Genomic DNA, 24,564 nt, shown 5'->3' on the forward strand with positions numbered 1-24,564 from the left:
CTAAAATATCGCAATCGAGCGGTCTTGCCACTCGCACAAGCCGGGCAGGCGGGATTCACGCCACCGGGTCGCCCAGCACCGCGCGGACATGCTGGACGAGGATCGCCGGCGAAAACGGCTTGGCCATGTAGTCATCGGCGCCGGCCGCCAGGCAGTCCTTCCGGTTGTTCATCTCGACATAGGCGGTGACCGCGAGGATGTACGGCCGCCAGCCGTCCCGTTCTCCCTCGGCCCGGATCGCGCGAATGGCGTCGAGGCCGCTCATGTCGGGCAGGTGGATGTCCATGAGGATGAGGCGCGGCCGGTGCCGGCAGGCAAACGCGAGGACCTGCTCGCCGGTTTTGGCGAAGAGCGCCCGGTAGTGTTCGGGTTCCAGCGCGTATTCGAAGGCCATCCGGTTGATGTCATTGTCTTCACCCACGAGGATATCGATCTCGTGCCCGTGGCTCGCTCCCATGCCGTCCTCCGCGGTTTCATGTTTGCCGGAAAACAACCATATGGTTGCACTCGCCGGCGCACCGGTAAATAGGCCGAAAGCCGCAGATGGCGGATCGTGGCGCGAGGCGATTGGCAAACGGGCCGCCCGGCGATACATCATCACCATCGGTTAGACGCCGGCACAGGCCGGGCACGAGGGAGCAAGCGGGAATGGCCTTGAAAATCGCGGTCCAGATGGATCATGTCTCCACCATCCAGATTGCGGGTGATACCACGTTCGCGCTTTGCCTCGAGGCACAGGACCGCGGCCATCGCCTGTTTCACTACACGCCGGACCGCCTGACCCAGGAGGACGGCCGCATATGGGCCCGCGTCGAACCCCTCGAGGTGCGCGACGAGAAGGGCCGCCACTACACGCTGGGTGAGCCCGTTCGCACCGATCTCTCCGAGATGGACGTGGTGCTGCTGCGCCAGGATCCGCCCTTCGACATGAATTACATCACGACCACGCACCTGCTGGAGCGGATTCATCCGCAGACCCTGGTCGTCAATGACCCGGCCTGGGTCCGCAATTCGCCGGAGAAGATCTTTGTCACCGAGTTCGCCGATCTCATGCCGGCGACCCTGATCACGCGGGACCGCGAGGAAGTCGCCGCCTTTCGTGCCAAGCATGGCGATGTCATCATCAAGCCGCTCTACGGCAACGGCGGCGCGGGCATCTTTCACATGCGCGAAGACGATCGCAACCTCGCCTCGCTGCTGGAAATGTTCGAGCAGGTGTTCCGCGAGCCCTACATCGTCCAGCAATACCTGCCGGCCGTCCGCCAGGGCGACAAGCGGATCATTCTCATCGACGGCGAGCCGGTGGGCGCGATCAACCGCATTCCGGCCGATCATGACAGCCGGTCGAACATGCATGTCGGCGGCCGGGCCGTCCATTCCGAGCTGACGGCCCGCGAACGCGAGATATGCGCCCGCATCGGCCCGGCACTGCGCGATCGCGGGTTCATCCTCGTCGGCATCGACGTGATCGGCGATGTCATGACCGAGATCAACGTGACGTCCCCGACCGGCGTGCGCGAGGTCAGGCGCTTTGGTGGTGCCGATATCGCCGCGCTGTTCTGGGATGCGGTGGAAACGCGGGTTTCGGGAGGCTGATCCGGGGCAGGTGTTCCCGGGCTGCAACCGGCTGCAACCCGGTTCGTGCAATGCGGGAATTCCGTTCCCGTCCTGTTCTTGATTTCTTCTCCTCGCTGTGATTTTGTGGCGGCAGGCGTGCTGACAACACTTGCTGCCGGACGCGAAGGGGCGCGGCCGGGGCGGGGAGACGACACATGGTGTCACGTGTCCGCACGGTCGCATTCCAGGGAATCGAGGCGGTTCCGGTCGATGTCCAGGTCATGGTCGCGCCGGGAAAGATGAACATGCACATCGTCGGCCTGCCGGACAAGGCGGTGGCCGAGAGCCGTGAGCGCGTCCAGGCCGCGCTGCATGCCTCCGGCCTGTCCATGCCGGTCAAGAAGGTCACGGTAAATCTCGCGCCCGCGGACCTGCCCAAGGAGGGCAGCCACTACGACCTCCCGATTGCGCTCGGGCTGATGGCTGCGCTCGGTGCCGTGCCGGCCGATGCTCTGGCGTCCTACGTGGTGCTTGGCGAACTCGCGCTGGATGGCACCATCGCGCCCGTTGCCGGTGCGCTGCCGGCGGCCATGGGTGCCAATGCCGATGCCCTCGGCCTCATCTGCCCCTATGCCTGCGGCGCCGAGGCCGCCTGGGCCGGCGAGGAAATGGATATCCTGGCGCCGCGCAGCCTGATCGCCATCGCCAATCATTTTCGCGGCACCCAGGTTCTGTCACGACCCGAGCCGATGATCCGCCAGCTTCCCGCCGGCCTGCCGGACATGGCCGATATCAAGGGGCAGGAAACCGCCAAACGCGCCCTCGAGGTGGCTGCGGCCGGGGGCCACAACCTGCTGATGGTGGGACCGCCGGGATCCGGGAAGTCGATGCTCGCCCAGCGGCTTCCTTCCATCCTGCCGCGCCTGAGCCCGCGCGAACTGCTAGACGTGTCGATGATCGCTTCCATCGCCGGCGAACTGGCGGGCGGCAAGCTTTCCGACCGCAGGCCATTCCGTGCCCCCCATCATTCCGCGTCCATGGCGGCCATGGTGGGCGGTGGCGTTCGCGCCCGGCCAGGCGAGGTGTCGCTTGCACACAACGGCGTCCTCTTTCTCGACGAGTTTCCGGAGTTCTCGCCCGCGGTCCTGGATTCCCTGCGCCAGCCGCTCGAAACCGGCGAATGTTTCATCGCCCGTGCCAATCACCGCGTCTCCTATCCGGCCCGGATACAACTCGTCGCGGCCATGAACCCGTGCCGGTGCGGCATGGCGGGCGAGCCGGGTCATCGCTGCGCCCGCGGGCCGCGCTGCCAGAGCGAATACCAGGCCCGCATTTCAGGCCCCCTGCTGGACCGGATCGACCTGCGGGTGGACGTTCCCGCCGTTTCCGCGGCCGACCTCATCCGCCCCGCGCCGGCCGAGACCTCGGCAACGGTCGCGGCCCGTGTCGCCCGGGCACGCGGTCTCCAGGCAGAGCGTTACCTCGCCCTTGGCCTGTCGCCGGCTACGACCAATGCCCACTGTCCGACAGCGCTTGTGGAACAGGTGGCTGGTCCCGATGCCCCGGGCCTGCAACTCCTGCAGGATGCAGCGGAAAAGGCGGGCTTTTCGGCGCGCGCCTACCACCGCGTGCTGAAGGTGGCGCGGACCCTGGCCGACCTCGACGGTGCCGACACCGTCGGCCGGATCCACCTGGCCGAATCCATATCCTACCGAATGGCCGGGGAGCGAATGGTCTCGGCCGCCTAAAGGGGAAAGAGCAATTCCAGCGAAAGTGGGCACCGGTTTCGTGTCCGGAATTGCGTTGGGGAAGAGACGATTCCAGCGAAAGTGGGTACCGGTTTCGTGTCCGGAATTGCGTTGGGGAAGAGACCATTCCAGCGAAAGTTGGTACCGGTTTCGCGTCCGGATTCGCCAGCCATCGAGGTTGGCCTGCTTCCAGGGCCGCTCTGCGATGAGCGGAAATCCACGGGCGTCGCGGCGTCGCCGGCCGTTCCCATGAAAAAACCCCGGCGGTCACCCGCCGGGGCCAATCGGGGCAAACGAACCGCGCAGTGCGGGGTTGTTTGCGAAAACGTCGGGCCGGTCAGGCGACGGCGCCGGAAATCCAGGACGACAGGGCCGTCTTCGGCGCTGCGCCGACCTTCATGTCGGCCACTTCGCCGCCCTTGAAGATCATCAGCGTCGGGATGGAGCGCACGCCGTACTGTGCGGCCAGTTCCGGGTTCTCGTCGATATTGACCTTGGCGATCTTGATCTTGCCGGCCATTTCACCGGCGATCTCGTCCAGCGCCGGGGCAATCATCTTGCACGGGCCGCACCACTCGGCCCAGAAGTCCACCACCACGGGCTCGGCGGAGCCGAGCACATCGGCCTGGAAGTTGGATTTGTCGATCTTGACGGTCGCCATCATTCGTTCTCCTTGCAGGAATCGGGTTGGCGACAATGTGGTCCTTCGCCAGCCGCTGTTCAAGTCACAACTTTGTCACGCCGGCCGTCCGTGTACGCGCAGCGCGGCCAGCGCCTCGGCCATAGCATCGCTGGGAAGGGTGATCAGGCGGGCGGTTTCGGTGAACAGCAGCGCGCAGGTCACCGGCCGGTCGGGCCAGAGCTGGCCGAGCAGCGCCTGGTAGAGCGCCATCTGGACGACATAGGCCCGCGGCACCTGTTGCAGCGAGGCCGGTGGCGGCCGGTTGGTCTTGAAATCCAGCGCCAGCACGCCCGTTTCGCTCACGTGCAGGCGGTCGATGATGCCTGAGACCGGGTGACGCCGCCCGGCGATTTCGACCTGGCCCGAAATCGGTACTTCCGCGCGTGATCCCGGTCCGAAGGCATCGGCGAAAGCCGTGTCGTCGAGGATGGCGAGGACGCTGGCCAGCGCCCGCTCCGTTTCGCCCCCGGGCCAGTCGGCCGCGGTGCGTTCCAGCCAGGCCCGCGCGGTCTCGGCACGCCGGTCCGGCGTCACGTCGGGCAGCATCTGGAACAGCGTGTGCACCGCGATGCCGCGGCGGATGGCCAGTGGCGGCGCGTCCGGCGCTTCGAGCACGGGCGATGCCGCGGGCGGCGTATCGCCGGGCTCCGGTTCGATCAGCACGGCGGCTCCCGAGGGCGAGAGCGGCCGCGGCAGGGTCTCGGCGGCAACCGGCCGCGCGGCGGGATCGAAAGGCAGGGGCGGTGCCGATGCCGCGGCCGGAGTGGTATCGGGAGCGCGAACCGGCCGCCCGGGCCCATCGGTCTCGCGATAGACGAGAATGGTCTCTCCGGTCACGCCATGGATCTGTTGACTGACATGGGGCGAACCGACCAGGCCCTCGTGGGCCAGCCGTTGCCAGGTGCCGTCCTTCTGGCCGGTCTTGCCGTGATAGCCGCAGACGACGAGGCGGTCTTCGGCCCGCGTCATCCCCACGTAGAGCAGCCGGCGGTACTCGTCCTCCGCCCGCGCGTCGTTCTCCGCGTCGATGGCGGCAAGCGCGCGGTTCTTGAGCGCGCCGGCGCGCCAGACGAAGCGCTTGATGCCGTCGCCCTGCGGCTTGAACGGTGTCAGCGCCGAACGGTTCTGCGTCACCACTGGCGCCGAGCCGCTGTCGACGAGGAAGACCACCGGCGCCTCAAGCCCCTTGGCGGCATGGGCGGTCATGATGCGCAGTTCCGAACGGCTCTGGTCCATCTCGCGCTTGACCTCGGGGCCGGCGGTTTCCAGCGTGTAGAGCAGGCTTTCCATGTCGCACACGCCCGTGCGCTCCTGCGCCAGCGCGAAGGCCAGGAACTCGTCCAGGATCTCGTCGGCCTCCGCGCCCAGCCGCGCGACCATGCGCCGGCGCACGCCGTCGCGCGCCAGCAGGCCGGCGTAGAAATCGGCCGGCTTGCGGAAACCGGCCTCGGCGCGCCAGGCCGAAAGTAGGGTCTCGGCGGCCTGGTAGCGGGGATCCTGCGCTGCCGCGTCGCGCAGGCACCGCCACAGGCTGCGCGAAGCCGGCCGCTCCAGGCCCAGGCGCATCAGGTCGCTGTCGTCGAGGCCAAACACGGGGCTCTTCAGCACCGCAGCCAGCGACAGGTCGTCCTCCGGCTGCATCACGAAGCGGCCGATGGCGATCATGTCCTTGACCGCGATATGGGCCGGAAGGCTCAGCCGGTCGGCGCCGGCCACCGGGATGCCGAGGTTTTTGAGCGCCCGCGACAGGGCGTGGATGAAGCGGTCGCGCTTGCGCACCAGCACCAGCACGTCGCCGGCGGTGATGGCGCGCCCCTGGCCGGGCAGGATCTCGCCCGCGGCGAGCCAGGACTGCAGCGTCGCGGCAATGCGGTTGGCCAGTTCCACCGCCGGCGCCGTGGCGTGGTCGATGCCTTTCGTCCAGTCCTCCTCCTCGTCGCTTTTCTCCGTTGCCAGTGAAGGCCAGACCTCCACGTGGCCGGGATGGCCGTCGCGGACGGCCTTGTGTTCCAGCACGTCGCCGTAGCGCGTCAGGCCCTTGCGCACCGCCTCGGCGGCGAAGACCGTGTCGACGGCCCGCAGCACGTCGGGCGTGGACCGGAACGAGTAGGTCAGCTTGACCGGTTCGAGCGGCTGACCGGCCGCTGCCGTCAGGGTCCGGAAATGGTTGAGCGTGGCGTCGAACGCGTCCGGCTCTGCGCCCTGGAACGAGTAGATCGACTGCTTTTCGTCGCCGACGGCGAAGATGGTGCGCGTGGCGCCGTCGCGCGCACCCTGGCCGGCGAAGAATTCCGAGGCCAGTCCCTTGATCACGTCCCATTGTACCGGGCTCGTATCCTGCGCCTCGTCGACGAGGATGTGATCGATGCCCCGGTCGAGCTTGTAGTGCACCCAGGCACTGGCATCCTGGCGTGACAGCAGGTTGGCGGTCCGGCGGATGAGATCGTTGAAATCGAGGAAGCCGCGCGACCGTTTCAGGAATTCGTAGCGCGCGATCAACCGGTCGGCGATGGTCAGTGCCGCTGCCGTGTTCTCCACCATGTCGAGCGTGGAAAGGCGGTCGGCAGCCTCGGCCAGAACGGCTGCGAACCGCTCGAACTCGGCCTGCATGTCCGGGAACAGCGCCGCCAGCTTGCTGCCGGGATAGCCCCGCGACGACCGCGCGATGACAGCGCCCTTTTCCACGCGCGTGAACAGCGGGATCAGGCCGCGCAGGCGATCCTCGGACGTGGCGCCCTGGAGCGCATGAAACCCCTTTTCGCCGAGGTCGCGCGGGGCTTTCGCGTCCTTGTCGGCGCCTTCGGTCGCCAGCGCCCGGAAACGCTCCTGCGTGAACCAGGCATCCGGCAGGATGGCCGCTGCGATGGTGTCCGCGCTGTCGGCCGGATCGAGCCCGAACGATTGCTTGAGGTCGCCGCGGCAGGCGTCACCCTCGTCGGCATGCTCCAGCCAGACGGTCAGTTCGTCGCGCCGTGCCACGATGTCCTGCATCAGCGTGTCCAGCCCGGTCTCGCCGGCCGTGGTGAGCACCGTCCCGAAAGCTGCGCCAAGCCCGGCATCGTCTTTCGCGGCGCCGCTCAGCAGCCGCCGTCGCGCCTCGCCGACGAGCGCGGCCTCCATGCGCCCGTCCAGCATCTCGAAATGCCCGGCGATGTTCGCTTCGAGCGGAAACTGATGCAGGATCGCCTCGCAGAACGCGTGGATGGTCTGGATCTTCAGCCCGCCCGGCGTTTCCAGCGCTCGCGCGAACAGCCGGCGCGCGTCACGCATCTGCGTTCCGGTCGGCGGCTCCCCGGTCAGGTCCCGCATCGCTGCCGCAAGCTGCGCGTCGTCGGCCATGGCCCACTCGCCCAGCGTCCTGAAGATGCGGTTGGACATGTTGGCCGCAGCCGCCTTGGTATAGGTCAGGCAAAGAATCTTCTGCGGATCGGCGCCGGCGAGCAGCAGGCGGATCACCCGTGAGGCCAGCACGTGCGTCTTGCCGGAACCGGCATTGGCCGAGACCCAGGCAGAGATATCCGGGTTGGCCGCCCGCGTCTGGCTTGCGATGACCTCGGGCGGAATGGTCAGCTTGCCGCTCATTCGCCCTCGCCCCCGTCCTTGCCGTCGTTGCCGGCCGACCATTCCAGCACCCGGGCGAGATGGTCGTAGTCGCCGTCGGCGGCCCCTTCCGCCAGCGGCAGCAGGCGCGAGACATAGCCCGTTTCCGCCAGGGTGTAGTAGGCCAGCATGGCCGTGAGCTTCTCCCAGCTCTGCTCGGCCAGGTCCTCGCTACTGACCGCGTCCTTGCCCGATCCAAGGACGGACTTGTGCTCGACCTCGCCACGCGCGCCAAGGCGCACATAGGCCAGGTCCCCGGGTTTCGTACCCTCCGCTATGCCGTCGAAGGCCCCGCGCATCGCCAGCGCGGCTTCCAGCGGCAATTGTGGCGCCAGCAGCGCGCGCACCTGCTTCGCGGAAGGCGGCGCGCCGGTCTTGTAGTCGAGGATGTCGGCCGTACCGTCGGCATGCAGGTCGATCCTGTCGGCCCGGCCGGACAGCGTCACGCCGGTCGGTTCCACCACGGTCCGCCGTGCACCGACCTCCGCGTGTGGCTGCGTGCCGGGGCGCTGGCGCTCCGCTTCCCAGTCCAGCAACCCGGGAATCATCGCCTCGAAGCGCGGCCACCAGACCGCCTCGATGTCGGCCGGAAGCGCCAGTTCGGCGAAACAGGCACGGCCGATGGCGACCAGTGCGTCGGATGCGTCCGGCGATTGCGGATTGATTCCCGCCTTGGTGAAGCGGTGCAGCACCTCGTGGAACAGCGTCCCCCGTTCCGCCGCGCCGGGGTCGCCGACCAGCGGTTCCAGCGGCCTCAGGTTGAGGATCTTGCGCGCGAAGATCGCGTAGGGATCGCGACGCAGGGTCTCGATGTCGGTGACGGAGAAATGCTTCGGCCGTTTGGCAAGCGGCGGCACCGGGGCCGGCCTCGCGGCAAAATCCACCCGCTCGTCCCGGTCCAGCATCCGCGCCCAGTCCAGGTAGGCGGCCCCGCGCGAGATCAGACCCTGCTCGGCCTGCGGCCCGGCAAAGGTCAGCAGTCGCTGCAGCCAGCGCGAGCGGCTCGCCGGGGCATTGTCCTGGCGCATGGACCGCGTGATGAGCAGGCGTCGCGCGCCGAGCGCCATCTCGAAATCATGCGCCGCCTGGCCGATCCGCCGCTCGGGCGGTTCCAGCGCCATCATCGATTTCATCAGCCGCGACATGAACCGGTCGGCCTCGGCCCGCCGTGGCCAGCTGCCTTCGTTCAGGCCGCCGAGCACCAGGAAACCGAAATCCTGCAGCCGGGCCTCCAGCTGGCCGAGGATCTGGACGCGGGTTTCGCCGCTGCTGCGCGGCTTGACCGTTTCCCCGGCCACGAGGGCAAGAAGGGCATCCGGCCATTCGCCGGGCGCAAGCGCGGTGGCTTCGCCGGAGGCGAGAAGATCGCGCAGGAGTTCAGCCAGCGTGTCGCCGGCTTCGCCGCGATAGAGCGCGGCCAGCCCGCCATCGGCATCGCGGCCGACCGCTTCCAGCGCCAGCACCGAGGCCCGGGCCAGCGCGCTCACGCTTGCAGTGGACTGGCCGCGCAGGGCAAGCAGGGGGGCTGCGGCAGCCGAAAGGCGCGCCGCCATGTCGAGGATGCCGGCAAGCCGCGTTTCCGTCAGCCGCTCGACCCAGTGCGGCGGATGCCGCTCGGCCAGCCCGGCGAGCCGCTCGCTGGCAAGATCGGCCAGCGTGGCGATGTCGGGCCGCGCCGCGCCGCCGCGCAGCACGGCAAGGTCGAGGAATTCCGCCGTTTCCCGCAGCTGCGCGCGATCGAGCCCGAGATGGGTCAGCGGGTGCTTGGCCAGGGCCAGCAGGGTCAGCGGGTCGCCGGGCCTCAGCGACGCCTCCACCAGCAGTGTCAGCAGCGTGGCCGGCGGCGTGGCGCCAAGGGGAGTCCCGGCCGAATCGTCGGCCGCGATGCCGAACCGGGTCAGCTCGGCCGAGACCCGTCGCGCCAGGGTCCGGTCTCCGGTCACCAGCGCGGCCGGTTCATGACCGTCCTCGATGGCCTTGCGCAAGGCGACCGCGATGGCCATCGCCTCTTCCCGTTCGTGGCGCGCTTCCAGAAGCGCGACGCCGTCGAACGCTCCTTCGGATACGGCCTGGCTGGCATCCGCTGCCGCATCCGCCCAGCGGTCGGTCGTTTCCGCCGGTCGCAGCGCCTGCGACACGATCTGTCTCCGCCGCGCGAGCAATGGCTCCGCCCCGGCGATTGCCGTGACTTCCCGCCGGTCGATGCCAAGCCGCGCCAGCAGCTTCTTCAGCGCATATTGCGGATGGCCGAACACGGAGGGTGCGGCCTGCGGGTTGCCGATCAGGGACCAGCTCTCCTCGTCCAGGCCGGTATCGAGACCGGGCAGGATCACGGCGCCCTGGTCGAGCCGCGCGATGACGCCAAGCAGGCGCGCCGTCGCCGGAATGGAACCGGTGGAACCCGCGGCTATCACGGGACCGCGCGGCGCTTGGCAGCGCAGCCGTTCGGCCTCGGCCTCGATCAGCGCGTTGCGATGGGCTGCCGGGTTGGAACGCCGGATCGATGCCAGGTGCGCGGGCCAGCTTGCGGTGACGATCTCGAGGAACTTGACCGTCACCTGCCACCAGTGCGCCAGGTCGCCGTCGGCCAGCAGGCCGAGCTTGTCCCAGCCTGCACCCTCGGTCTCGATCTCGTCCATCAGCGCGGTCAGGTCACGCGCCAGCCACAGTGCGTCGGCGAAACTGTTGGGCAGCGTCACCTCTTCGTCCAGCAGGCGCCCGATCTCCGCGGTCACGTTGCCCTTCCAGGCCTGGACCAGTGGTGCCAGTGCCAGCAGGCGTTCCATCGCGCCGACGGGCGGATCGAGGTCCGGCAGGGCCGGCGTCCCGTCCTGGAAGAAGGGCGCGTCCTCATCGAACTCGCCGAGCGGACGGATGGCCGGCAGGATGGCGGTCCCGGTTGTCGTCCGTTCTGTGAAGATCGCGCGCAAACGGCGCGCCGAACGCCGCGTCGGCACGTAGATCGTGGCGTCGGCCAGCGCCATCGGACCGTTGTCGGCCGGAAAGCCGGGGATCAGGCGTCCGTCGGTCAGGGCGTCGGCGAGCGCGGTGAGGAAGGAGGCGCCCGGTTCGATGGTGAAGACGCGCGGGTCCCGCTCGGCCATGGTCTCAACCGTGCCGATGGCGCCGGATGGCGTCTTCGGCCGGTGCGATGGCGTCCGGTGTGCCGACCGTGATCCAGTGTCCGTCCAGCACATGTCCGAACAGCCGTCCCTCGCCGATCAGGCGATCGAAATAGAGATTCAGGGAATGCGGTTCGCTGGTGGCGCCCTTGAAGAGGCGCGGATGCACGATGCCGGCGCCGGCATAAATGTAACCGCCCGCTGCGCCGCGCGCCCGCGCCAGGCGGCCATCGGGCGCCATCAGGAAATCCGTTCCGCCACTGTGGCCGGTGGCCCGCGCCGGGTCGGCGAGGAGAAGAATCATATCCATGGTTGCATCGTCCCATGCCTTCGCCATCGCTGGCAAGGCCGGTACGGCACCGTCCAGCCAGAAGGTGTCGGCATTGAGAATGATGAACGGGCCGGACCCGATCAGCGGCAGCGCCCTGACGATGCCGCCGGCACTGTCCAGCAACCGGTCCCGCTCGTCCGAGACGGTGATCGCGATGTCCCGGCGGGTCGGCGCATGGGCGATGATCTGGTCGCCCAGCCAATGGGCGTTCACGACGGCGCGCGTCACGCCCGCCGCCGCCAGCACGTCCAGTCCCCGGTCGAGCAGGCTGCGCCCGGCGATCTCGATCAGCGGTTTCGGCGTGGTATCGGTCAACGGCCGCATCCGCGTGCCGAGTCCGGCGGCCAGCACGAAGGCGGTGTCGGGGTGCGCCGCCATCACGCGCCGTCCGCGCGGATGCCGAGATCGGCGTAGAAGCCTCGCACCGGCGCCAGCGCCGCGTGACCAAGCACCCGCGACAGGTAGGAGCGGATTCGCGGCAGGTGCTTCAGGTAGGCGGGCTTGCCGTCGCGCCGGTCAAGGCGCACGAAAATGCCGAGGATCTTCGAATTGCGCTGCGCGGCCATCACCGCGTAGGCGGTCTCGAACGCGTCCCGGTCGAACGGCCCGGCGTCGGATCGCGCCGTGCAATAGGCCTCGATCACGGCCTGTTCGAGATCCGGGTCGATGGTCACCCGCGCGTCCTGCGCCAGCGAGGCCACGTCATAGGCTGCGGGTCCGATCATGGCGTCCTGGAAGTCGATCAAGCCCAGCCGGTCGAGCCCCGTCCGGTCGTCGCGCCAGATGATGTTGGGCGAATGGTAGTCGCGCATCACCAGGCTCGTCTCCGTGCCCGAAAGCCTGTCCAGCACCCGGTCCCAGCCCGCGATGAAGGCGGTGCGCGAGGCCTCGTCCGGCGGCGTGCCCATGGCATGGCCCCAATACCAGGATGGCAGCAGGTCGAGTTCGATATGCATGGCGCGCCGGTCGTAATCCGGCACGTGGTGCATAATGGCGCCGGAAACCGGCAGGTCATGCGGCCACGGAACGGCGTGCAGTGCCGCCAGCAGGCGGGCCGCCGCCTCGTAGCGCTCCCGCACCGGGCGCCCCTCGGGATCCAGGAAGACCGGGGCACCGAGATACTCGGTCAGCAGCAGGCCCTGGTCGAGGTCGGCGGCATGGATGCGCGGGGCCGCAAACCCGTTGCGGCGCAGGGCCTCGGCCACCGCCACGAAGGGCGTGACATCCTCGGCCAGGTGCGCGATGCGGCTGTAGGGAAGCCCGTCCAGGATCGGCGGGCCGTCGGGCATGCGCGGGGCGTTCATCAGCACCCGGGTCTCGCCGCCCAGCGTCGCGGTTTCATAGGCGCGCGCCGAGGCATCGCCCGTCAGGAACCGGCGCGCGGCGTCGCCCCAGCCGTGGTCCGAAAGGAAGGCGCGGATGGCGAGGCTGCGGGCGATCCGGTCGCCGGCCGGTCCGCCGGCGCGAACCTGCGCGCGCCGTCCGTCGCCTTCATGATCCAGCGCGACGTGGATGGCGTCGGCGGGCAGCAGGCCGCCGGCCCGTTCCGGCCATTCCACCAGTGCCGCGCCGGTCGCCACGGCTTCGTCGAAGCCCAGCTCCTCCAGTTCGTCCGCGCTGGAAAGGCGATAGAGATCGAAATGGGCGAGCGGCAGGCGCAGGTCGTAGGTCTGGACCAGGGTAAAGGTCGGCGAAGGAACCTCCAGCGCCGCGTCGTCCGCGACGGCGCGGATCAGCGCCCGGGCCAGGCTGGTTTTCCCGGCACCGAGATCGCCGGAGAGGGCCACGGTGTCACCGGGCTTCAGGGCCATGGCCAGATCCTCGCCGAGCCGCCCTGTGGCGGCGTCATCGGCCAGGAAAACGGAGGTCTCGAACCGGGTCATTGGCAGGCCGGTCTATTCGGCGGCGTCCTGCAGATCATCGCGGCGCAACGGGAACAGGCAGGTTACGGTCGTGCCCTTTTCCGGTGCGCTGGCAATGTCCACCGAGCCGCCATGCAGTTCCACGAAGCTCTTGACGATCGACAGGCCGAGCCCGGCGCCGCGCCGCCGCCCGCCGCCCGTCGAGGAGAACCGGCGGAAGACCTGGTCGAGGATTTCCGCGCTCATGCCCGGGCCGTCGTCATGAACGATGAAGGCGACCTGGTTGCCGCGCTCGGCGACTTCCAGCGAAACCGTGCTGCCGGCCGGGGCGAAATTGGCCGCGTTGGCGAGCAGGTTGAACAGCACCTGGCGAACCCGGTTGGCATCGGCCGGAAGCGTCGCCGGCGCGGAATCCAGGCGAATGGTGAGCGCAATGCCCTGCTCGGCGAAACGGTCGGCGGACAGGTCGGCCGCAGCCTGCACCGTTTCCGCCACGTTCATGTCGGCGATGTCCAGTTCCATGATGCCGGCGTCCACCGTCGCCAGGTCCAGGATGTCGTTGACGATGGTCAGCAGCGCCGACGACGACGTGGCGATATGGTCGACGTATTCGCGCTGCTTGCCGGTCAGCGGACCGGGCGTGCCCATCGACAGAAGCTCGGTGAAACCGATGATGTTGGTCAGCGGAGAGCGCAATTCGTAGGACACGTGCTGGATGAATTCGTCCTTGATCTGGTCTGCTCTCTGCAGGGCCTCGTTCTTGTCCTTCAACGCCCGTTCCACGTTGAAGGTATCGGTCATGTCGACGAAGGTCGTCATCAGCTGGCCGTTCGGCAGCGGCATGGCCGCCCAGGACAGGATCGTTCCGTCGGTCAGTTCCGTGCGCCCCTTGCGCTCGTCCCGGGTCTCGTCGAACCCGGTCGCCAGCGACACGAAATCCGGCCACGGACTTGTCCTGGCGATGACGTCGCAGGCTCCGCGGATCGCCGAGATATGGACGTTCTCCTGCGCCAGTTCGTCCGGCAGGCTCCACAGTTCGGCAAACGCCGGGTTGCACAGCCGCACCCGCCCGTCCGGACCGAACACGGCCACGCCTTCGGCGAGGTTGTCGAGCGTTTCGCCCTGCACCCGGATCGCCGTCTTGTAGCGGCTCTCCAGATCGATCTTCTCTGTCAGGTTCTCGAAGACCCAGGTCACGCCGCCCTTGGGCTGCGGATTGGCGACCACGCGAAGGGTCCGCCCGTCCGGCAGGTGCCACCAGTGCTCCTGGCTGTCGACCGCCCGGTAGGCGCCAAGCAGCTGTTCCTTCCAGCGCCGCCATTCCGGCTGTTCCGCCAGCACGCCGTCGCTGCGCAGCCGGTCGAGCAGCAGCGTGTGCGAGGGCGCGGATGACAGGAAGGCCGTGTCGAGATCCCACAGCTTCTGGAAGGCGAGGTTGTAGAAGCGCAGGTGCTGGTCGGCATCGAAGATGGCAACCGCGGTATTCAGCTGGTCCAGCGTGTCGGCATGGCTGCGCTGGGCATGGTCATATTCCTCGCGCAGCAGTTCCTGCCCCGTCACGTCCACCGCGATCCCGGCCGAACCCGCCGTACCCCGCCAGTCGGTGACGAGGAACTGGTGACGCTCCTTGCCGATGACGGTGGACAGGCGCGAGGCAAACGTCTGGTCCTGCATCTGGTGGCGCAGGATCTGCTCGCGGGCGACCGTCGGAAGCAGTTCCCGCTGTTCGGCCACGGCCTGCTCGCTGCTGTCCGCGTCGACCGCCCTGGCATAGGCGTCGTTGACCCAGGAGAGCCGGCCCTCGTTGTCACGCAGCCACATCGGCGTGTGCACGATGGCGGCCAGGTGGCGAAGCGTTTCGAACTCCGCCATCATCGTCTGGAAGTCCAGCTTCAGGCGCGCGTGCTCGGCCCGCCCTTCCGACAGCGAGGTGAATCGGACGACGGTGTGGTGGGGCGCGATGCGGCCATCGGCTTCCAGCAGGCTTCCGCTGCGCGTCTGGCACACCATGGAAAACGGCACGTCCCGGTCGCGCAGCGCGATGATCGCGCGTTCAAGCTCCTGCGCCGAGGTGCTGCTCAGCCAGCGGCCGAAGGCGAGAAAGGAAGGCCGGTCGTCCGGCGCGCCGCATTCCGCGGGGAGGCTGCCGACCAGTTCCGCGCTGGCCTGCGGGTCACTCCACACGATCAGGCGCTGGTCCTTCAGGTTCAGCAGGCTCTCGTTGCGCTGCAGGGCGGCATTGAGATCGGAGATCTTCAGGCGCAGGGTGCGGTTCTCGTCGGAAACGCGCGCACGCTCGCGGATGACCCAGAAGGCGGACACCATGGCCGCACCGAGCATGCCGGTGAAGATGGAATACTGGATGACGTCGGAGACCCCGAAGCTCGCAAGGCCAGCGCTCGTATCCTGCGCCAGCGCAGGCCCTGCGGCCAGCCATGCCGGCACCAGCGTCGTCACCGACGCCAGGCGCCGCTTCCACCGTCCGGCGCCGCGTGTCCCCTGGTCTGTCATTGGGCAAAAAGCCCCGCTCGGCGTCCGCGCGGGCGCACGCCGTCCCCTATCGTCCTTTGTCACAGGACCCCTCGCTGCTTTCTCACATGACCCCGTTTCCGCCGCCGCATGAAATGGGGTCGATGCCGTTTCCGGCCCGCTCACTGGCATGTCTTGCCGTCTCCACGATGGAACCCAAGACCGCCCTGTCTGCCGGCTTCTCTGAGAGTTGCGTGTCCCCGCCCGGAAGCTCGGCGAATCACAGCATACCGAAAGCACGAATCGGCGTGAAGAAGCCGCGCGGACAAAAATAATGCCGGGCAAAAAGTCAATTGCCCGGCATCAATATCTTGTGGTTTGAGGTGCTGAAATCAGTACCTGTAGTGTTCCGGCTTGAACGGCCCTTCGGACGTGACGCCGATATAGGAGGCCTGTTCGTCCGAAAGCGTGGTCAGCTGCGCGCCGAGCTTGGCCAGATGCAGCCGCGCCACCTTCTCGTCGAGGTGCTTGGGCAGCACGTAAACCTCGTGATTGTAGCTTTCGCCCTTGCTGAAGAGCTCGATCTGCGCCAGCACCTGGTTGGTGAACGAGGCGGACATCACGAAGGAGGGATGACCGGTCGCATTGCCCAGGTTGAGCAGGCGGCCTTCCGACAGCAGGATCATGCGGTTGCCCTTCGGGAACTCGATCATGTCCACCTGCGGCTTGATGTTGGTCCACTTGAGATTGCGCAGCGCGGCGACCTGGATTTCGTTGTCGAAGTGGCCGATGTTGCCGACGATCGCCATGTCCTTCATCTCGCGCATGTGCTCGATGCGGATGACGTCCTTGTTGCCGGTCGTGGTGACGAAGATGTCGGCCGTGGAGACAACGTCTTCGAGCTGGACCACCTCGAACCCGTCCATCGCGGCCTGCAGCGCGCAGATCGGGTCGATCTCGGTGACCTTCACGCGGGCGCCGGAGCCGCGCAGCGAGGCGGCGGACCCCTTGCCGACATCGCCGTAGCCGCAGACGACGGCGACCTTGCCCGCCATCATGACGTCCGTGGCGCGGCGGATGCCGTCGACCAGCGATTCCTTGCAGCCGTACTTGTTGTCGAACTTCGACTTGGTGACGGAATCGTTCACGTTGATCGCGGGGAAGGGCAGCAGGCCCTTCTTCTGCAGCTGGTAGAGCCGGTTGACGCCCGTAGTCGTTTCCTCGGTGACGCCGCGGATGGCATGACGCTGCTTGACGAACCAGCCCGGCGAGGCCGCCATGCGGGTCTTGATCTGCGCGAACAGGACTTCTTCCTCTTCCGAGCCCGGCTTGGACAGCACGTCCTCGCCTTCCTCGGCGCGCGCGCCGAGCAGGATGTACATGGTGGCATCGCCGCCGTCGTCGAGGATCATGTTGGAATGGCCGCCGTCCGGCCACTGGAAGATGGCGTCCGTATAGCGCCAGTAGTCCTCCAGGCTTTCGCCCTTCACCGCGAAGACCGGCGTGCCGGTCGCCGCGATCGCGGCCGCCGCGTGATCCTGGGTCGAGAAGATGTTGCACGAGGCCCAGCGCACGTCCGCGCCGAGCGCCTTCAGCGTCTCGATCAGCACCGCCGTCTGGATGGTCATGTGCAGCGACCCGGTGATCCGCGCGCCCTTCAGCGGCTGGGCGGTACCGAATTCCTCGCGGCAGGCCATCAGGCCCGGCATTTCGGTTTCGGCGATGTCGATTTCCTTGCGGCCGTAGTCGGCCAGGCCGATGTCGGCGACGACATAGTCTTGTGCCATGAAGGTCACTCCGTTGCGTTGGAAAGCCGGCGGGCCGGCGCAATCCGCTATGCCCGCGATCTGCCGCTGCCATAGCAAAGATGGCGCGATAGCGCAATAAACATATAAAGAAATGTTTATGCCTTCATGTCATGCCGCAGAGGATCAGCACCCCTCGCCGAAACGGTCGGCCACCAGCGCGCAGAGCGCCTCCATGGCGGCTTCGGCCTCCGGCCCGCTGGTTGTCACGGTGATCGCGCATCCCGGCGAGGCCGCCAGCATCATCAGGTCGAGGATCGAGGCGCCATCCACTTCCAGCCCGTCCTTCTCCACCGCCACCCGCGCGTCGTAGGCGCTGGCCGTCTCGACGAAACGGGCCGAGGCGCGGGCGTGGAGGCCGCGCTTGTTGACGATCTCCAGCGTGCGCGTGAATGTCTCGGCCGCCGTTTCGCTCATTTGGCGCTCAGGATCTGGCTGGCGACATTGATGTATTTCCGCCCGGCGTTCTGTGCCTCGGTCAGCGAGTCCGCCATGTCGTTGCCGGCCCGCACGCTGGAAAGCTTGATCAGCATCGGCAGGTTCATGCCGGCCACGACCTCGATCCGTCCCGCATCCATGACCGAGATGGCCAGGTTCGACGGCGTGCCGCCGAACATGTCCGTCACGATGATGACGCCATGCCCGGCATCGGCGCGGCCCACGGCTTCGACGATGTCCTGCCGGCGCTGTTCCATGTCGTCTTCAGCGCCGATGGAAACCGTTTCGAAATGCTCCTGCGGTCCGACGACATGCTCCACCGCGTGGCGGAACTCTTCTGCCAGCTGACCGTGCGTCACGAGCACGAGTCCGATCATGAATGCTTGGCTCCCGTCATTGCCATGTCATTGATGGCTTGTATGCCCCTTTTGCGCCGCAATCGGGCGGGCCGCTATCTTGTCAGCGTGAAGCGCGTTGACAAGCCCCTTTTTTGCACTGCGAAGCAAATCCGGCCGAATGCGGCCGTGGAATCGGGTGGTCAGGATCAGTTTTCCGCCGGAAGTACCATGATGAACCGGGCGCCGCGGATGTCGCCGGGCTTGGCGCCGGCGATGTTCTCCGCCGTCAGGCGGCCGCCGTGAGCCTCCACGATCTGCCGCGAGATCGAGAGGCCGAGGCCCGAGTTCTGGCCGAAGGCCTCGGTGGAGGGGCGGTCGGTGTAGAAGCGCTCGAAGATCCGTTCGATGTTCTCCGCCCGGATGCCGGGCCCGTTGTCCTCGACGGTGATGATCACGCGGCGCTGGCTGCGCGTGAGCGTCACCAGGATGCGCCCGTTCTCCGCCGGCACGAAGGACCGCGCGTTCGAGATCAGGTTGGAGATCACCTGGCCAAGCCGCAGGTCGTGGCCCTGCACATGGAAATCGCGTTTGCCGCCCGGGGCGTGGACGCGGAAGTCCACACGCGCGTCGCGCCCGGCCCGCGCGGTTTCCCGGCTCGCGGCCACCAGGTCGCTGAGCAGCTTTTGCATGTCGACGCTGCGGTTGTCGGCCCGTGCCAGTTCGGCATCCAGGCGCGAGGCGTCGGAGATGTCGGTGATCAGCCGGTCGAGCCGTCGTACGTCGTGCTGGATAATGTCCAGCAGCCGGGTGCGCGAGTCGTCGTTGCGGGCCAGCGGCAGGGTTTCCACGGCGCTGCGAAGCGAGGTCAGCGGGTTCTTCAGTTCGTGGCTGACGTCGGCCGCAAACCGCTCGATGGCATCGATCCGGTCGTAGAGCGCATTGGTCATGTCGCGAAGCGCCGCCGACAGGTTGCCGATCTCGTCCTGGCGCTCGGAGAAGTCGGGAATCTCCTCCCGGTTCTTCACCCCGCGCTTGACCCGCACCGCGGCTGCGGCCAAGCGTCGCAGCGGGTTGGCGATGGTCGAAGCCAGCAGCAGCGAGAGCAGCATGGTCACCACGGCCGCCACGCCGAAAACCGCCAGGATCGACTTGCGTTCCGAGGCGATGATGGAATCGATGTCGCCGCCCTGGGTGGACAGCTGGAGCACGCCGAGAACGGCGCGGAAACGCTGGATGGGCACCGCGACCGAAACGATCATCTCGCCCTTTTCAGACATCCGCACCTGCTTGTCGGCGGTGCCGGTCAGCGCCGCCATCACTTCCGGGTAGGCCGCACCCGAGCCGCCCGGCTCCTCAAGGTCGATAGGGAGGTCGGACCGCTGCATGAGCCGCTTGAACCATTTCTGGATCCGCTCGGTCAGGGGCGGTTCTTCCGAGGCGTCGAGATTGGGCAGGCCGTAGCGCAGGATCTGGCCGCCGGAATAGAGATGGCGCGAATCGAGCAGCAGGTTGGCGTCGCGGTCGTAGATCCGCGCCCGCGTTCGCGTCGGCGAGATCAGGCGCCGCAGCACGGGCGCCACGCGCTCCGGATTGATCGGGAAATCGAGGTTGTCGAGCCCGTCGCCGGTCGGTGCCACGCTCTGCCCGGCCTGCAGTTCCAGCAGCTTTTCAGGGTTGATCCGCAGTGAATCGGTTTCCACCGAGGCCGATGCGGCGATCGCCCCGGCGATGATCTCGCCCTGGGTGCGCAGGCTTTCCACCCGCGCGTCGATCAGGCCCTCGCGGTACTGGTTCACGTAGAGAATGCCGGAAACGAGCACGCCGAGGCCGGCGAGATTGAGCACGAGAATACGCTGCGTCAGGCTGGAGAAGACCAGCGATCCGACAAGCCGCCGCACCGATCGCAGCAGGCGCGGCACGGCCGATGGCCGGGCAGGCTTCCTGGCCGCCGGTGCTTCGCTCTTGCCGCGTGTGCTCTTCATTCGCGTCCTCTGGGAATGATCCCTGCGCTCAGCCTTCGCGGAACCGGTAGCCCACGCCGTAGAGCGTCTCGATCATGTCGAAGTCGTTGTCCACGACCTTGAACTTCTTGCGCAGCCGCTTGATGTGGCTGTCGATCGTCCGGTCGTCGACGTAGACCTGTTCGTCGTAGGCCGCATCCATCAGTGCATCGCGGCTCTTGACCACGCCCGGGCGTTGCGCCAGCGCCTGCAGGATCAGGAATTCCGTCACCGTCAGCGTCACCGGCTCGCCCTTCCAGGTGCAGGTGTGGCGCTCCTGGTCCATCAGCAGGTGGCCGCGCTGCAGCTGCTGGGCTGCTTCGCCGCCGGGCTTCGCACTCGCGCCTGCCTCCTTCGCCCCGGCGCGGCGCAGCACGGCCTTCACGCGCTCCACCAGCAGGCGCTGCGAGAAAGGCTTCTTGATGAAGTCGTCGGCGCCCATCTTCAGGCCGAACAGCTCGTCGATCTCGTCGTCCTTCGACGTCAGGAAGATCACCGGCAGGTCCGATTTCTGGCGCAGCCGGCGCAGCAGTTCCATGCCGTCCATGCGCGGCATCTTGATGTCGAAGATCGCGAGGTTCGGCGGACGGACCTGCAGGCCTTCCAGCGCCGAGGCGCCGTCCGTGTATGTTTCCACCTTGTAGCCTTCCGATTCCAGCGCAATCGAGACCGATGTGAGAATGTTCCGGTCGTCGTCGACGAGCGCGATGGTAGCCATGCCGGGGTTCTCCCTCATAAGACCTGTCCCTTGCCGTTTTCGCGCGGGCGGTTCTGGCGGACAAATTGGGTACAAATTGTGGCACATCCGCCGCGCCCTGTCGAAGGGGCGCCGGCGAGGGCGCGTTTCGACCCCAGATGGGGTGCCCCGCTTCGCGCTGCAACCTGCATGCGCCGCGCTGCCCGCCATCTGTGCAAAAGCCGCCGGTTTGGCCGCCTGTAAAACCGATTTAAACGAATTTGAAATCTTTAAATCGATTAATGATTTGAATTTGCTTTTCTTTTCTGTTTCTCCCCCATTCATGCGTGGTGTCGTAGCGGCATCGCAGGGCTAGGCAATGCCTTCAGGCGAAGGCGCACATCTGCGAGAGGACTATCAGGTGGAAGGCATGAAAGAGATCGGTTTGCGCAATCCCGACAACGGGATTGAGGCCCTGGGACTGAAAAACCTCGGCCAGGTCCATTACAATCTCGGCGAAGCCGAACTCTATGAGGAAGCCATTGCCCGCGGCGAAGGCCGGCTTACCGACAAGGGCGCCTTCGTCGCCGTCACGGGCCAGCACACCGGCCGCTCGCCGAAGGACAAGTTCGTCGTTCGCGACCCCTCCACCGAGGACAAGGTCTGGTGGGACAACAACAAGCCGATGGACCCGGAGGCGTTCGACCGCCTGCTGGAGGATTTCATCGCCCATGCCGAGGGAATGGACCTGTTTGTCCAGGACCTCGTCGGTGGAGCTGACGAGGCGCACAGCCTGCCCACCCGCGTGATCACGGAATATGCCTGGCACAACCTCTTCATCCGCAACCTGCTGATCCGCCCGGACAAGGCCGCGCTCGAGACCTTCATGCCGCGCATGACGATCATCGACCTGCCCTCGTTCAAGGCCGATCCGGGCCGCCATCGCTGCCGCACCGAGACGGTCATCGCCGTCGACCTGACGCGCAACATCGTCCTCATCGGCGGCACCTCCTACGCCGGCGAGATGAAGAAGTCGGTCTTCACCGCCCTCAACTACATGCTGCCGGAAGCCGGCGTCATGCCGATGCACTGTTCGGCCAACGTCGGCCCCCGGGGCGACACGGCGGTCTTCTTCGGCCTGTCGGGCACCGGCAAGACCACGCTGTCGGCCGATCCGTCGCGCACCCTGATCGGTGACGACGAGCACGGCTGGAGCGAGAACGGCGTCTTCAACTTCGAAGGCGGCTGCTACGCAAAGACCATCCGCCTGTCCGCCGAGGCCGAGCCGGAAATCTTCGCCACGACGCAGCGGTTCGGCACGGTCCTGGAAAACGTCGTCCTCGACGAGAACCGCGTCCCGGACTTCGACGACGGCTCGCTCACCGAGAACACCCGTTGTGCCTATCCGCTGCATTTCATCCCCAATGCCTCGGAAACGGGCCAGTCCGGTCACCCGAAGAACATCATCATGCTCACCGCCGATGCCTTCGGTGTGATGCCGCCCATCGCCCGCATGACGCCGGCGCAGGCCATGTACCACTTCCTGTCGGGCTACACGGCCAAGGTGGCCGGCACGGAAAAGGGTGTCACCGAGCCGGAAGCGACCTTCTCGACCTGCTTCGGCGCGCCCTTCATGCCGCGTCACCCGTCGGAATACGGCAACCTGCTGCGTGAACTGATTGCCCGCCACGGCGTCACCTGCTGGCTGGTCAACACCGGCTGGACCGGCGGTGCCTATGGCGCCGGCTCGCGCATGCCGATCAGGGCCACCCGCGCGCTGCTCGGCGCCGCCCTCGACGGTTCGCTCAACCAGGCGGAGTTCCGCACCGATCCGTGGTTCGGCTTCGAGGTTCCGGTAGCCGTGCCGGGCGTCGATACGGCGATCCTCGACCCGCGTGGCACCTGGGCCGACCAGGCGGCCTATGATGCGCAGGCTGGCCGTCTCGTGGGCATGTTCATCGAGAATTTCGCCAAGTTCGAGGACCATGTGGACGGCACCGTGCGTGCCGCCGCCCCGCGCAACCAGATGGCCGCCGAGTAAGCCCGCCCGGCAGCAGGACATGACGAAAGCCCGGCGCCGCACCCCGGCGCCGGGCTTTTCTTTTTGCCGCCGCCGTGGTCATCTCCGGCCATGAAAAGCGGAACCCACAGCCCCCTGGTCTTTCATGGCAAGAGCCCCGGCGAGATGGAGCGCGCGGCCGTGGCCTTTCGCGAGGCCATGGCCGGTCGCCGGACGGTGCGCGACTTCTCCGGCCGGCCGGTGCCGAAATCGGTCATCGAGAACTGCGTCATGGCGGCGGCCGGCGCGCCTTCGGGTGCCAACCAGCAGCCGTGGACCTTCGTCTGCATTGCCGATCCGGCCATCAAGGCCGCCATCCGGCAGGCAGCGGAAGAGGAGGAGCGCGCTTTTTACAACGGCCGCGCCCCGGACGAATGGCTCGATGCCCTGGCGCCGCTCGGAACCGATGCCGACAAGCCATTTCTCGAAACCGCGCCATGGCTGATCGTCATCTTCGCCCAACGCCACGGGACCGGTCCCGGCGGTGAACGCATCAAGCATTACTACGTGCCGGAATCCGTCGGGATTGCCACGGGTTTCCTGATCGCAGCGTTGCATCAGGCCGGCCTCGCCACGCTGACGCACACGCCGTCGCCGATGGGCTTCCTGTCTGGCATCTGCGGCCGGCCGGACAACGAGAAGCCGGTCATCCTGCTGGTGGCCGGCTACCCGGCCGACGGGGCCACCGTGCCCGATATCACGAAGAAGGAGGCGGGCGAGGTGATCGTCTGGCTGGAGCCGTGAGCAGCGCCGGACCCGATATCCGCTGCGGCCGCCATGTCATCCGCGACGATGAACTGCAGGAGAACTTCATCCGCTCCGCAGGACCGGGCGGCCAGAACGTCAACAAGGTCTCCACGGCCGTGCAGTTGCGGTTCGATGCGGCAGCGTCGTCGCTGGAAGAGCGCGTGCGCGAACGGATGATCCGCCTGGCCGGAAGCCGGGCAACGAAGGACGGCGTGATCGTCATCGAGGCGAACCGCCACCGCACCCAGGAGCGCAACCGTGCCGACGCCCGGGAACGCCTCGCCGCCCTGCTGGCCCGGGCCGCCGAACCGCCGCCGCCACCGCGCAAGAAGACGAAGCCGTCGAAAGGCGCCATAGAGCGCAGGCTCAAGGCGAAATCCGGCCGCGCCGGCATCAAGAAGATGCGCGGCAAGCCGGCCATGGACTGACAGGCGCCCCGGACCGGCCAGCGTAACCGTAACAGCACGCCAGGCGGCATGAAACCAGCGCCGTTTGTCTTCCAATTGTGATGGTGGAATGTAAACTGTCTGCCCAACATCAACCTTGCCAGGGAGAGCAGGCGGCATGGGTATTTTCGATTTCGTCAAGAACGTGGGCAAGAAACTCGGTATCGGCGATGACGAGGCGCCGAAGGCCGAGGAACTGAAGAAGGAACTCGACTCCTACGGCCTCGGGACCGAGAAGGTCGAGGTCGAGGTCCAGGGCGACAAGGCGGTTCTGAAGGGCGCGGTCCAGGACCAGTCGATCTTCGAGAAGGCGGTTGTCGCCGTGGGCAACACGCTGGGGATCTCCAAGGTCGAGGCGTCCGAACTCAAGGTCGTGGCACCCGATTCCGGGCTTCACCTCAATCCGAACGTCGACATGACCGAACTGGTCAAGGCCTCCATCCCGGCGGCGACGCCGGTCTTCCACGAAGTCAAGAAGGGCGAGAACCTCTGGAAGATCGCCGAGGCCCACTACGGCAAGGGCAAGGGTGCCAAGTACACGGTCATCTTCGAGGCCAACAAGCCCATGCTCAGCGACCCGGACAGAATCTACCCCGGCCAGGTGCTGCGCATTCCCGACCTCGCCTCGGCCTGATACCGCCGATCGCCCGGCGTGAACTTCGGACGGCGGCCATGCGGCCGCCG

18 protein-coding genes are annotated in these 24,564 nt (G+C 67.2%); 6 read left to right on the forward strand and 12 right to left on the reverse strand.

Going from position 1 to position 24,564, the window contains the following annotated elements:
- Positions 1 to 55: 55 nt before the first annotated feature.
- Positions 56 to 457 (reverse strand): response regulator, encoded by a 402-nt coding sequence (locus CSC94_RS02910; RefSeq protein WP_165784299.1) that lies wholly within the window; start codon positions 455 to 457, stop codon positions 56 to 58.
- A 191-nt stretch (positions 458 to 648) separates the two neighbouring features.
- Here CSC94_RS02910 and gshB point away from each other — a divergent pair, with 191 nt between their 5' ends.
- Entirely contained in the window at positions 649 to 1,596 is a 948-nt protein-coding gene (gene gshB, locus CSC94_RS02915; RefSeq protein WP_099303525.1) for a glutathione synthase, read from the forward strand.
- Between the two features lie 176 nt (positions 1,597 to 1,772).
- Complete coding sequence (locus CSC94_RS02920; RefSeq protein ID WP_099303527.1) at positions 1,773 to 3,305, forward strand: YifB family Mg chelatase-like AAA ATPase; 1,533 nt, start codon at positions 1,773 to 1,775, stop codon at positions 3,303 to 3,305.
- Positions 3,306 to 3,642: 337 nt separating this feature from the next.
- On the opposite strand, the gene trxA is transcribed toward CSC94_RS02920, so the two are convergent.
- The 11 genes from trxA to CSC94_RS02975 all read right to left on the reverse strand — a co-directional run bounded on the left by trxA (position 3,643) and on the right by CSC94_RS02975 (position 20,670).
- Positions 3,643 to 3,966, reverse strand: coding sequence for a thioredoxin (trxA, locus tag CSC94_RS02925; protein ID WP_099303988.1), 324 nt, complete (start codon positions 3,964 to 3,966; stop codon positions 3,643 to 3,645).
- Positions 3,967 to 4,041: 75 nt separating this feature from the next.
- Entirely contained in the window at positions 4,042 to 7,569 is a 3,528-nt protein-coding gene (addA, locus tag CSC94_RS02930) for a double-strand break repair helicase AddA (RefSeq protein WP_099303529.1), read from the reverse strand.
- A complete protein-coding gene (gene addB / locus CSC94_RS02935; protein WP_099303532.1) occupies positions 7,566 to 10,691 on the reverse strand; it encodes a double-strand break repair protein AddB in 3,126 nt (1,041 codons plus the stop codon). Before addB ends, addA begins: the two co-directional genes overlap by 4 nt.
- 4 nt (positions 10,692 to 10,695) lie before the next feature.
- Positions 10,696 to 11,418: a nucleotidyltransferase family protein gene (locus CSC94_RS02940; RefSeq protein WP_099303534.1), complete on the reverse strand. Its 723-nt coding sequence runs from the start codon at positions 11,416 to 11,418 to the stop codon at positions 10,696 to 10,698.
- Entirely contained in the window at positions 11,418 to 12,923 is a 1,506-nt protein-coding gene (gene tsaE, locus CSC94_RS02945) for a tRNA (adenosine(37)-N6)-threonylcarbamoyltransferase complex ATPase subunit type 1 TsaE (protein WP_099303536.1), read from the reverse strand. Before tsaE ends, CSC94_RS02940 begins: the two co-directional genes overlap by 1 nt.
- A 12-nt stretch (positions 12,924 to 12,935) precedes the next feature.
- Complete coding sequence (locus tag CSC94_RS02950) at positions 12,936 to 15,413, reverse strand: PAS domain-containing sensor histidine kinase (RefSeq protein ID WP_099303538.1); 2,478 nt, start codon at positions 15,411 to 15,413, stop codon at positions 12,936 to 12,938.
- A gap of 350 nt (positions 15,414 to 15,763) precedes the next feature.
- Positions 15,764 to 17,158, reverse strand: a complete 1,395-nt coding sequence (gene ahcY, locus CSC94_RS02955; RefSeq protein WP_099303540.1) for an adenosylhomocysteinase — start codon at positions 17,156 to 17,158, stop codon at positions 15,764 to 15,766.
- 144 nt (positions 17,159 to 17,302) lie between these two features.
- Positions 17,303 to 17,593 carry an HPr family phosphocarrier protein gene (locus CSC94_RS02960; protein ID WP_099303542.1) on the reverse strand — a complete coding sequence of 97 codons (291 nt, stop codon included), beginning with the start codon at positions 17,591 to 17,593 and terminating at the stop codon, positions 17,303 to 17,305.
- Complete coding sequence (locus CSC94_RS02965) at positions 17,590 to 17,991, reverse strand: PTS sugar transporter subunit IIA (protein ID WP_099303544.1); 402 nt, start codon at positions 17,989 to 17,991, stop codon at positions 17,590 to 17,592. Before CSC94_RS02965 ends, CSC94_RS02960 begins: the two co-directional genes overlap by 4 nt.
- Before the next feature lie 167 nt (positions 17,992 to 18,158).
- Positions 18,159 to 19,934, reverse strand: coding sequence for a sensor histidine kinase (locus CSC94_RS02970; RefSeq protein ID WP_099303546.1), 1,776 nt, complete (start codon positions 19,932 to 19,934; stop codon positions 18,159 to 18,161).
- A gap of 28 nt (positions 19,935 to 19,962) precedes the next feature.
- The gene (locus CSC94_RS02975; RefSeq protein ID WP_099303548.1) at positions 19,963 to 20,670 is read right to left on the reverse strand and encodes a response regulator transcription factor; all 708 of its coding nucleotides are present in this window, start codon (positions 20,668 to 20,670) and stop codon (positions 19,963 to 19,965) included.
- Positions 20,671 to 21,058: 388 nt separating this feature from the next.
- Between CSC94_RS02975 and CSC94_RS02980 the strand changes: the two genes are divergently transcribed.
- From CSC94_RS02980 to lysM, 4 genes are all read left to right on the forward strand, one after another.
- Positions 21,059 to 22,669, forward strand: a complete 1,611-nt coding sequence (locus CSC94_RS02980; protein WP_099303550.1) for a phosphoenolpyruvate carboxykinase — start codon at positions 21,059 to 21,061, stop codon at positions 22,667 to 22,669.
- A 90-nt stretch (positions 22,670 to 22,759) separates the two neighbouring features.
- On the forward strand, positions 22,760 to 23,431 hold the full coding sequence (locus CSC94_RS02985) for a nitroreductase family protein (RefSeq protein ID WP_099303552.1): 672 nt from the start codon (positions 22,760 to 22,762) through the stop codon (positions 23,429 to 23,431).
- Positions 23,428 to 23,862 carry an alternative ribosome rescue aminoacyl-tRNA hydrolase ArfB gene (gene arfB / locus CSC94_RS02990; RefSeq protein ID WP_099303554.1) on the forward strand — a complete coding sequence of 145 codons (435 nt, stop codon included), beginning with the start codon at positions 23,428 to 23,430 and terminating at the stop codon, positions 23,860 to 23,862. The genes CSC94_RS02985 and arfB overlap by 4 nt, the downstream gene beginning before the upstream one ends.
- A 136-nt stretch (positions 23,863 to 23,998) precedes the next feature.
- Positions 23,999 to 24,514 (forward strand): peptidoglycan-binding protein LysM, encoded by a 516-nt coding sequence (gene lysM, locus CSC94_RS02995; RefSeq protein ID WP_099303556.1) that lies wholly within the window; start codon positions 23,999 to 24,001, stop codon positions 24,512 to 24,514.
- The last annotated feature ends 50 nt before the right edge of the window (positions 24,515 to 24,564 follow it).

This window comes from Zhengella mangrovi, from assembly GCF_002727065.1.
GTDB lineage: Bacteria > Pseudomonadota > Alphaproteobacteria > Rhizobiales > Rhizobiaceae > Zhengella > Zhengella mangrovi.

What these genes read in the sequence shown, in the direction of transcription:
- CSC94_RS02910 (WP_165784299.1), bottom strand. Translation starts at nt 457, where the DNA reads ATGGGAGCGAGCCACGGGCACGAGATCGATATCCTCGTGGGTGAAGAC.
- gshB (WP_099303525.1), top strand. Translation starts at nt 649, where the DNA reads ATGGCCTTGAAAATCGCGGTCCAGATGGATCATGTCTCCACCATCCAG.
- CSC94_RS02920 (WP_099303527.1), top strand. Translation starts at nt 1,773, where the DNA reads ATGGTGTCACGTGTCCGCACGGTCGCATTCCAGGGAATCGAGGCGGTT.
- trxA (WP_099303988.1), bottom strand. Translation starts at nt 3,966, where the DNA reads ATGGCGACCGTCAAGATCGACAAATCCAACTTCCAGGCCGATGTGCTC.
- addA (WP_099303529.1), bottom strand. Translation starts at nt 7,569, where the DNA reads ATGAGCGGCAAGCTGACCATTCCGCCCGAGGTCATCGCAAGCCAGACG.
- addB (WP_099303532.1), bottom strand. Translation starts at nt 10,691, where the DNA reads ATGGCCGAGCGGGACCCGCGCGTCTTCACCATCGAACCGGGCGCCTCC.
- CSC94_RS02940 (WP_099303534.1), bottom strand. Translation starts at nt 11,418, where the DNA reads ATGGCGGCGCACCCCGACACCGCCTTCGTGCTGGCCGCCGGACTCGGC.
- tsaE (WP_099303536.1), bottom strand. Translation starts at nt 12,923, where the DNA reads ATGACCCGGTTCGAGACCTCCGTTTTCCTGGCCGATGACGCCGCCACA.
- CSC94_RS02950 (WP_099303538.1), bottom strand. Translation starts at nt 15,413, where the DNA reads ATGACAGACCAGGGGACACGCGGCGCCGGACGGTGGAAGCGGCGCCTG.
- ahcY (WP_099303540.1), bottom strand. Translation starts at nt 17,158, where the DNA reads ATGGCACAAGACTATGTCGTCGCCGACATCGGCCTGGCCGACTACGGC.
- CSC94_RS02960 (WP_099303542.1), bottom strand. Translation starts at nt 17,593, where the DNA reads ATGAGCGAAACGGCGGCCGAGACATTCACGCGCACGCTGGAGATCGTC.
- CSC94_RS02965 (WP_099303544.1), bottom strand. Translation starts at nt 17,991, where the DNA reads ATGATCGGACTCGTGCTCGTGACGCACGGTCAGCTGGCAGAAGAGTTC.
- CSC94_RS02970 (WP_099303546.1), bottom strand. Translation starts at nt 19,934, where the DNA reads ATGAAGAGCACACGCGGCAAGAGCGAAGCACCGGCGGCCAGGAAGCCT.
- CSC94_RS02975 (WP_099303548.1), bottom strand. Translation starts at nt 20,670, where the DNA reads ATGGCTACCATCGCGCTCGTCGACGACGACCGGAACATTCTCACATCG.
- CSC94_RS02980 (WP_099303550.1), top strand. Translation starts at nt 21,059, where the DNA reads ATGAAAGAGATCGGTTTGCGCAATCCCGACAACGGGATTGAGGCCCTG.
- CSC94_RS02985 (WP_099303552.1), top strand. Translation starts at nt 22,760, where the DNA reads ATGAAAAGCGGAACCCACAGCCCCCTGGTCTTTCATGGCAAGAGCCCC.
- lysM (WP_099303556.1), top strand. Translation starts at nt 23,999, where the DNA reads ATGGGTATTTTCGATTTCGTCAAGAACGTGGGCAAGAAACTCGGTATC.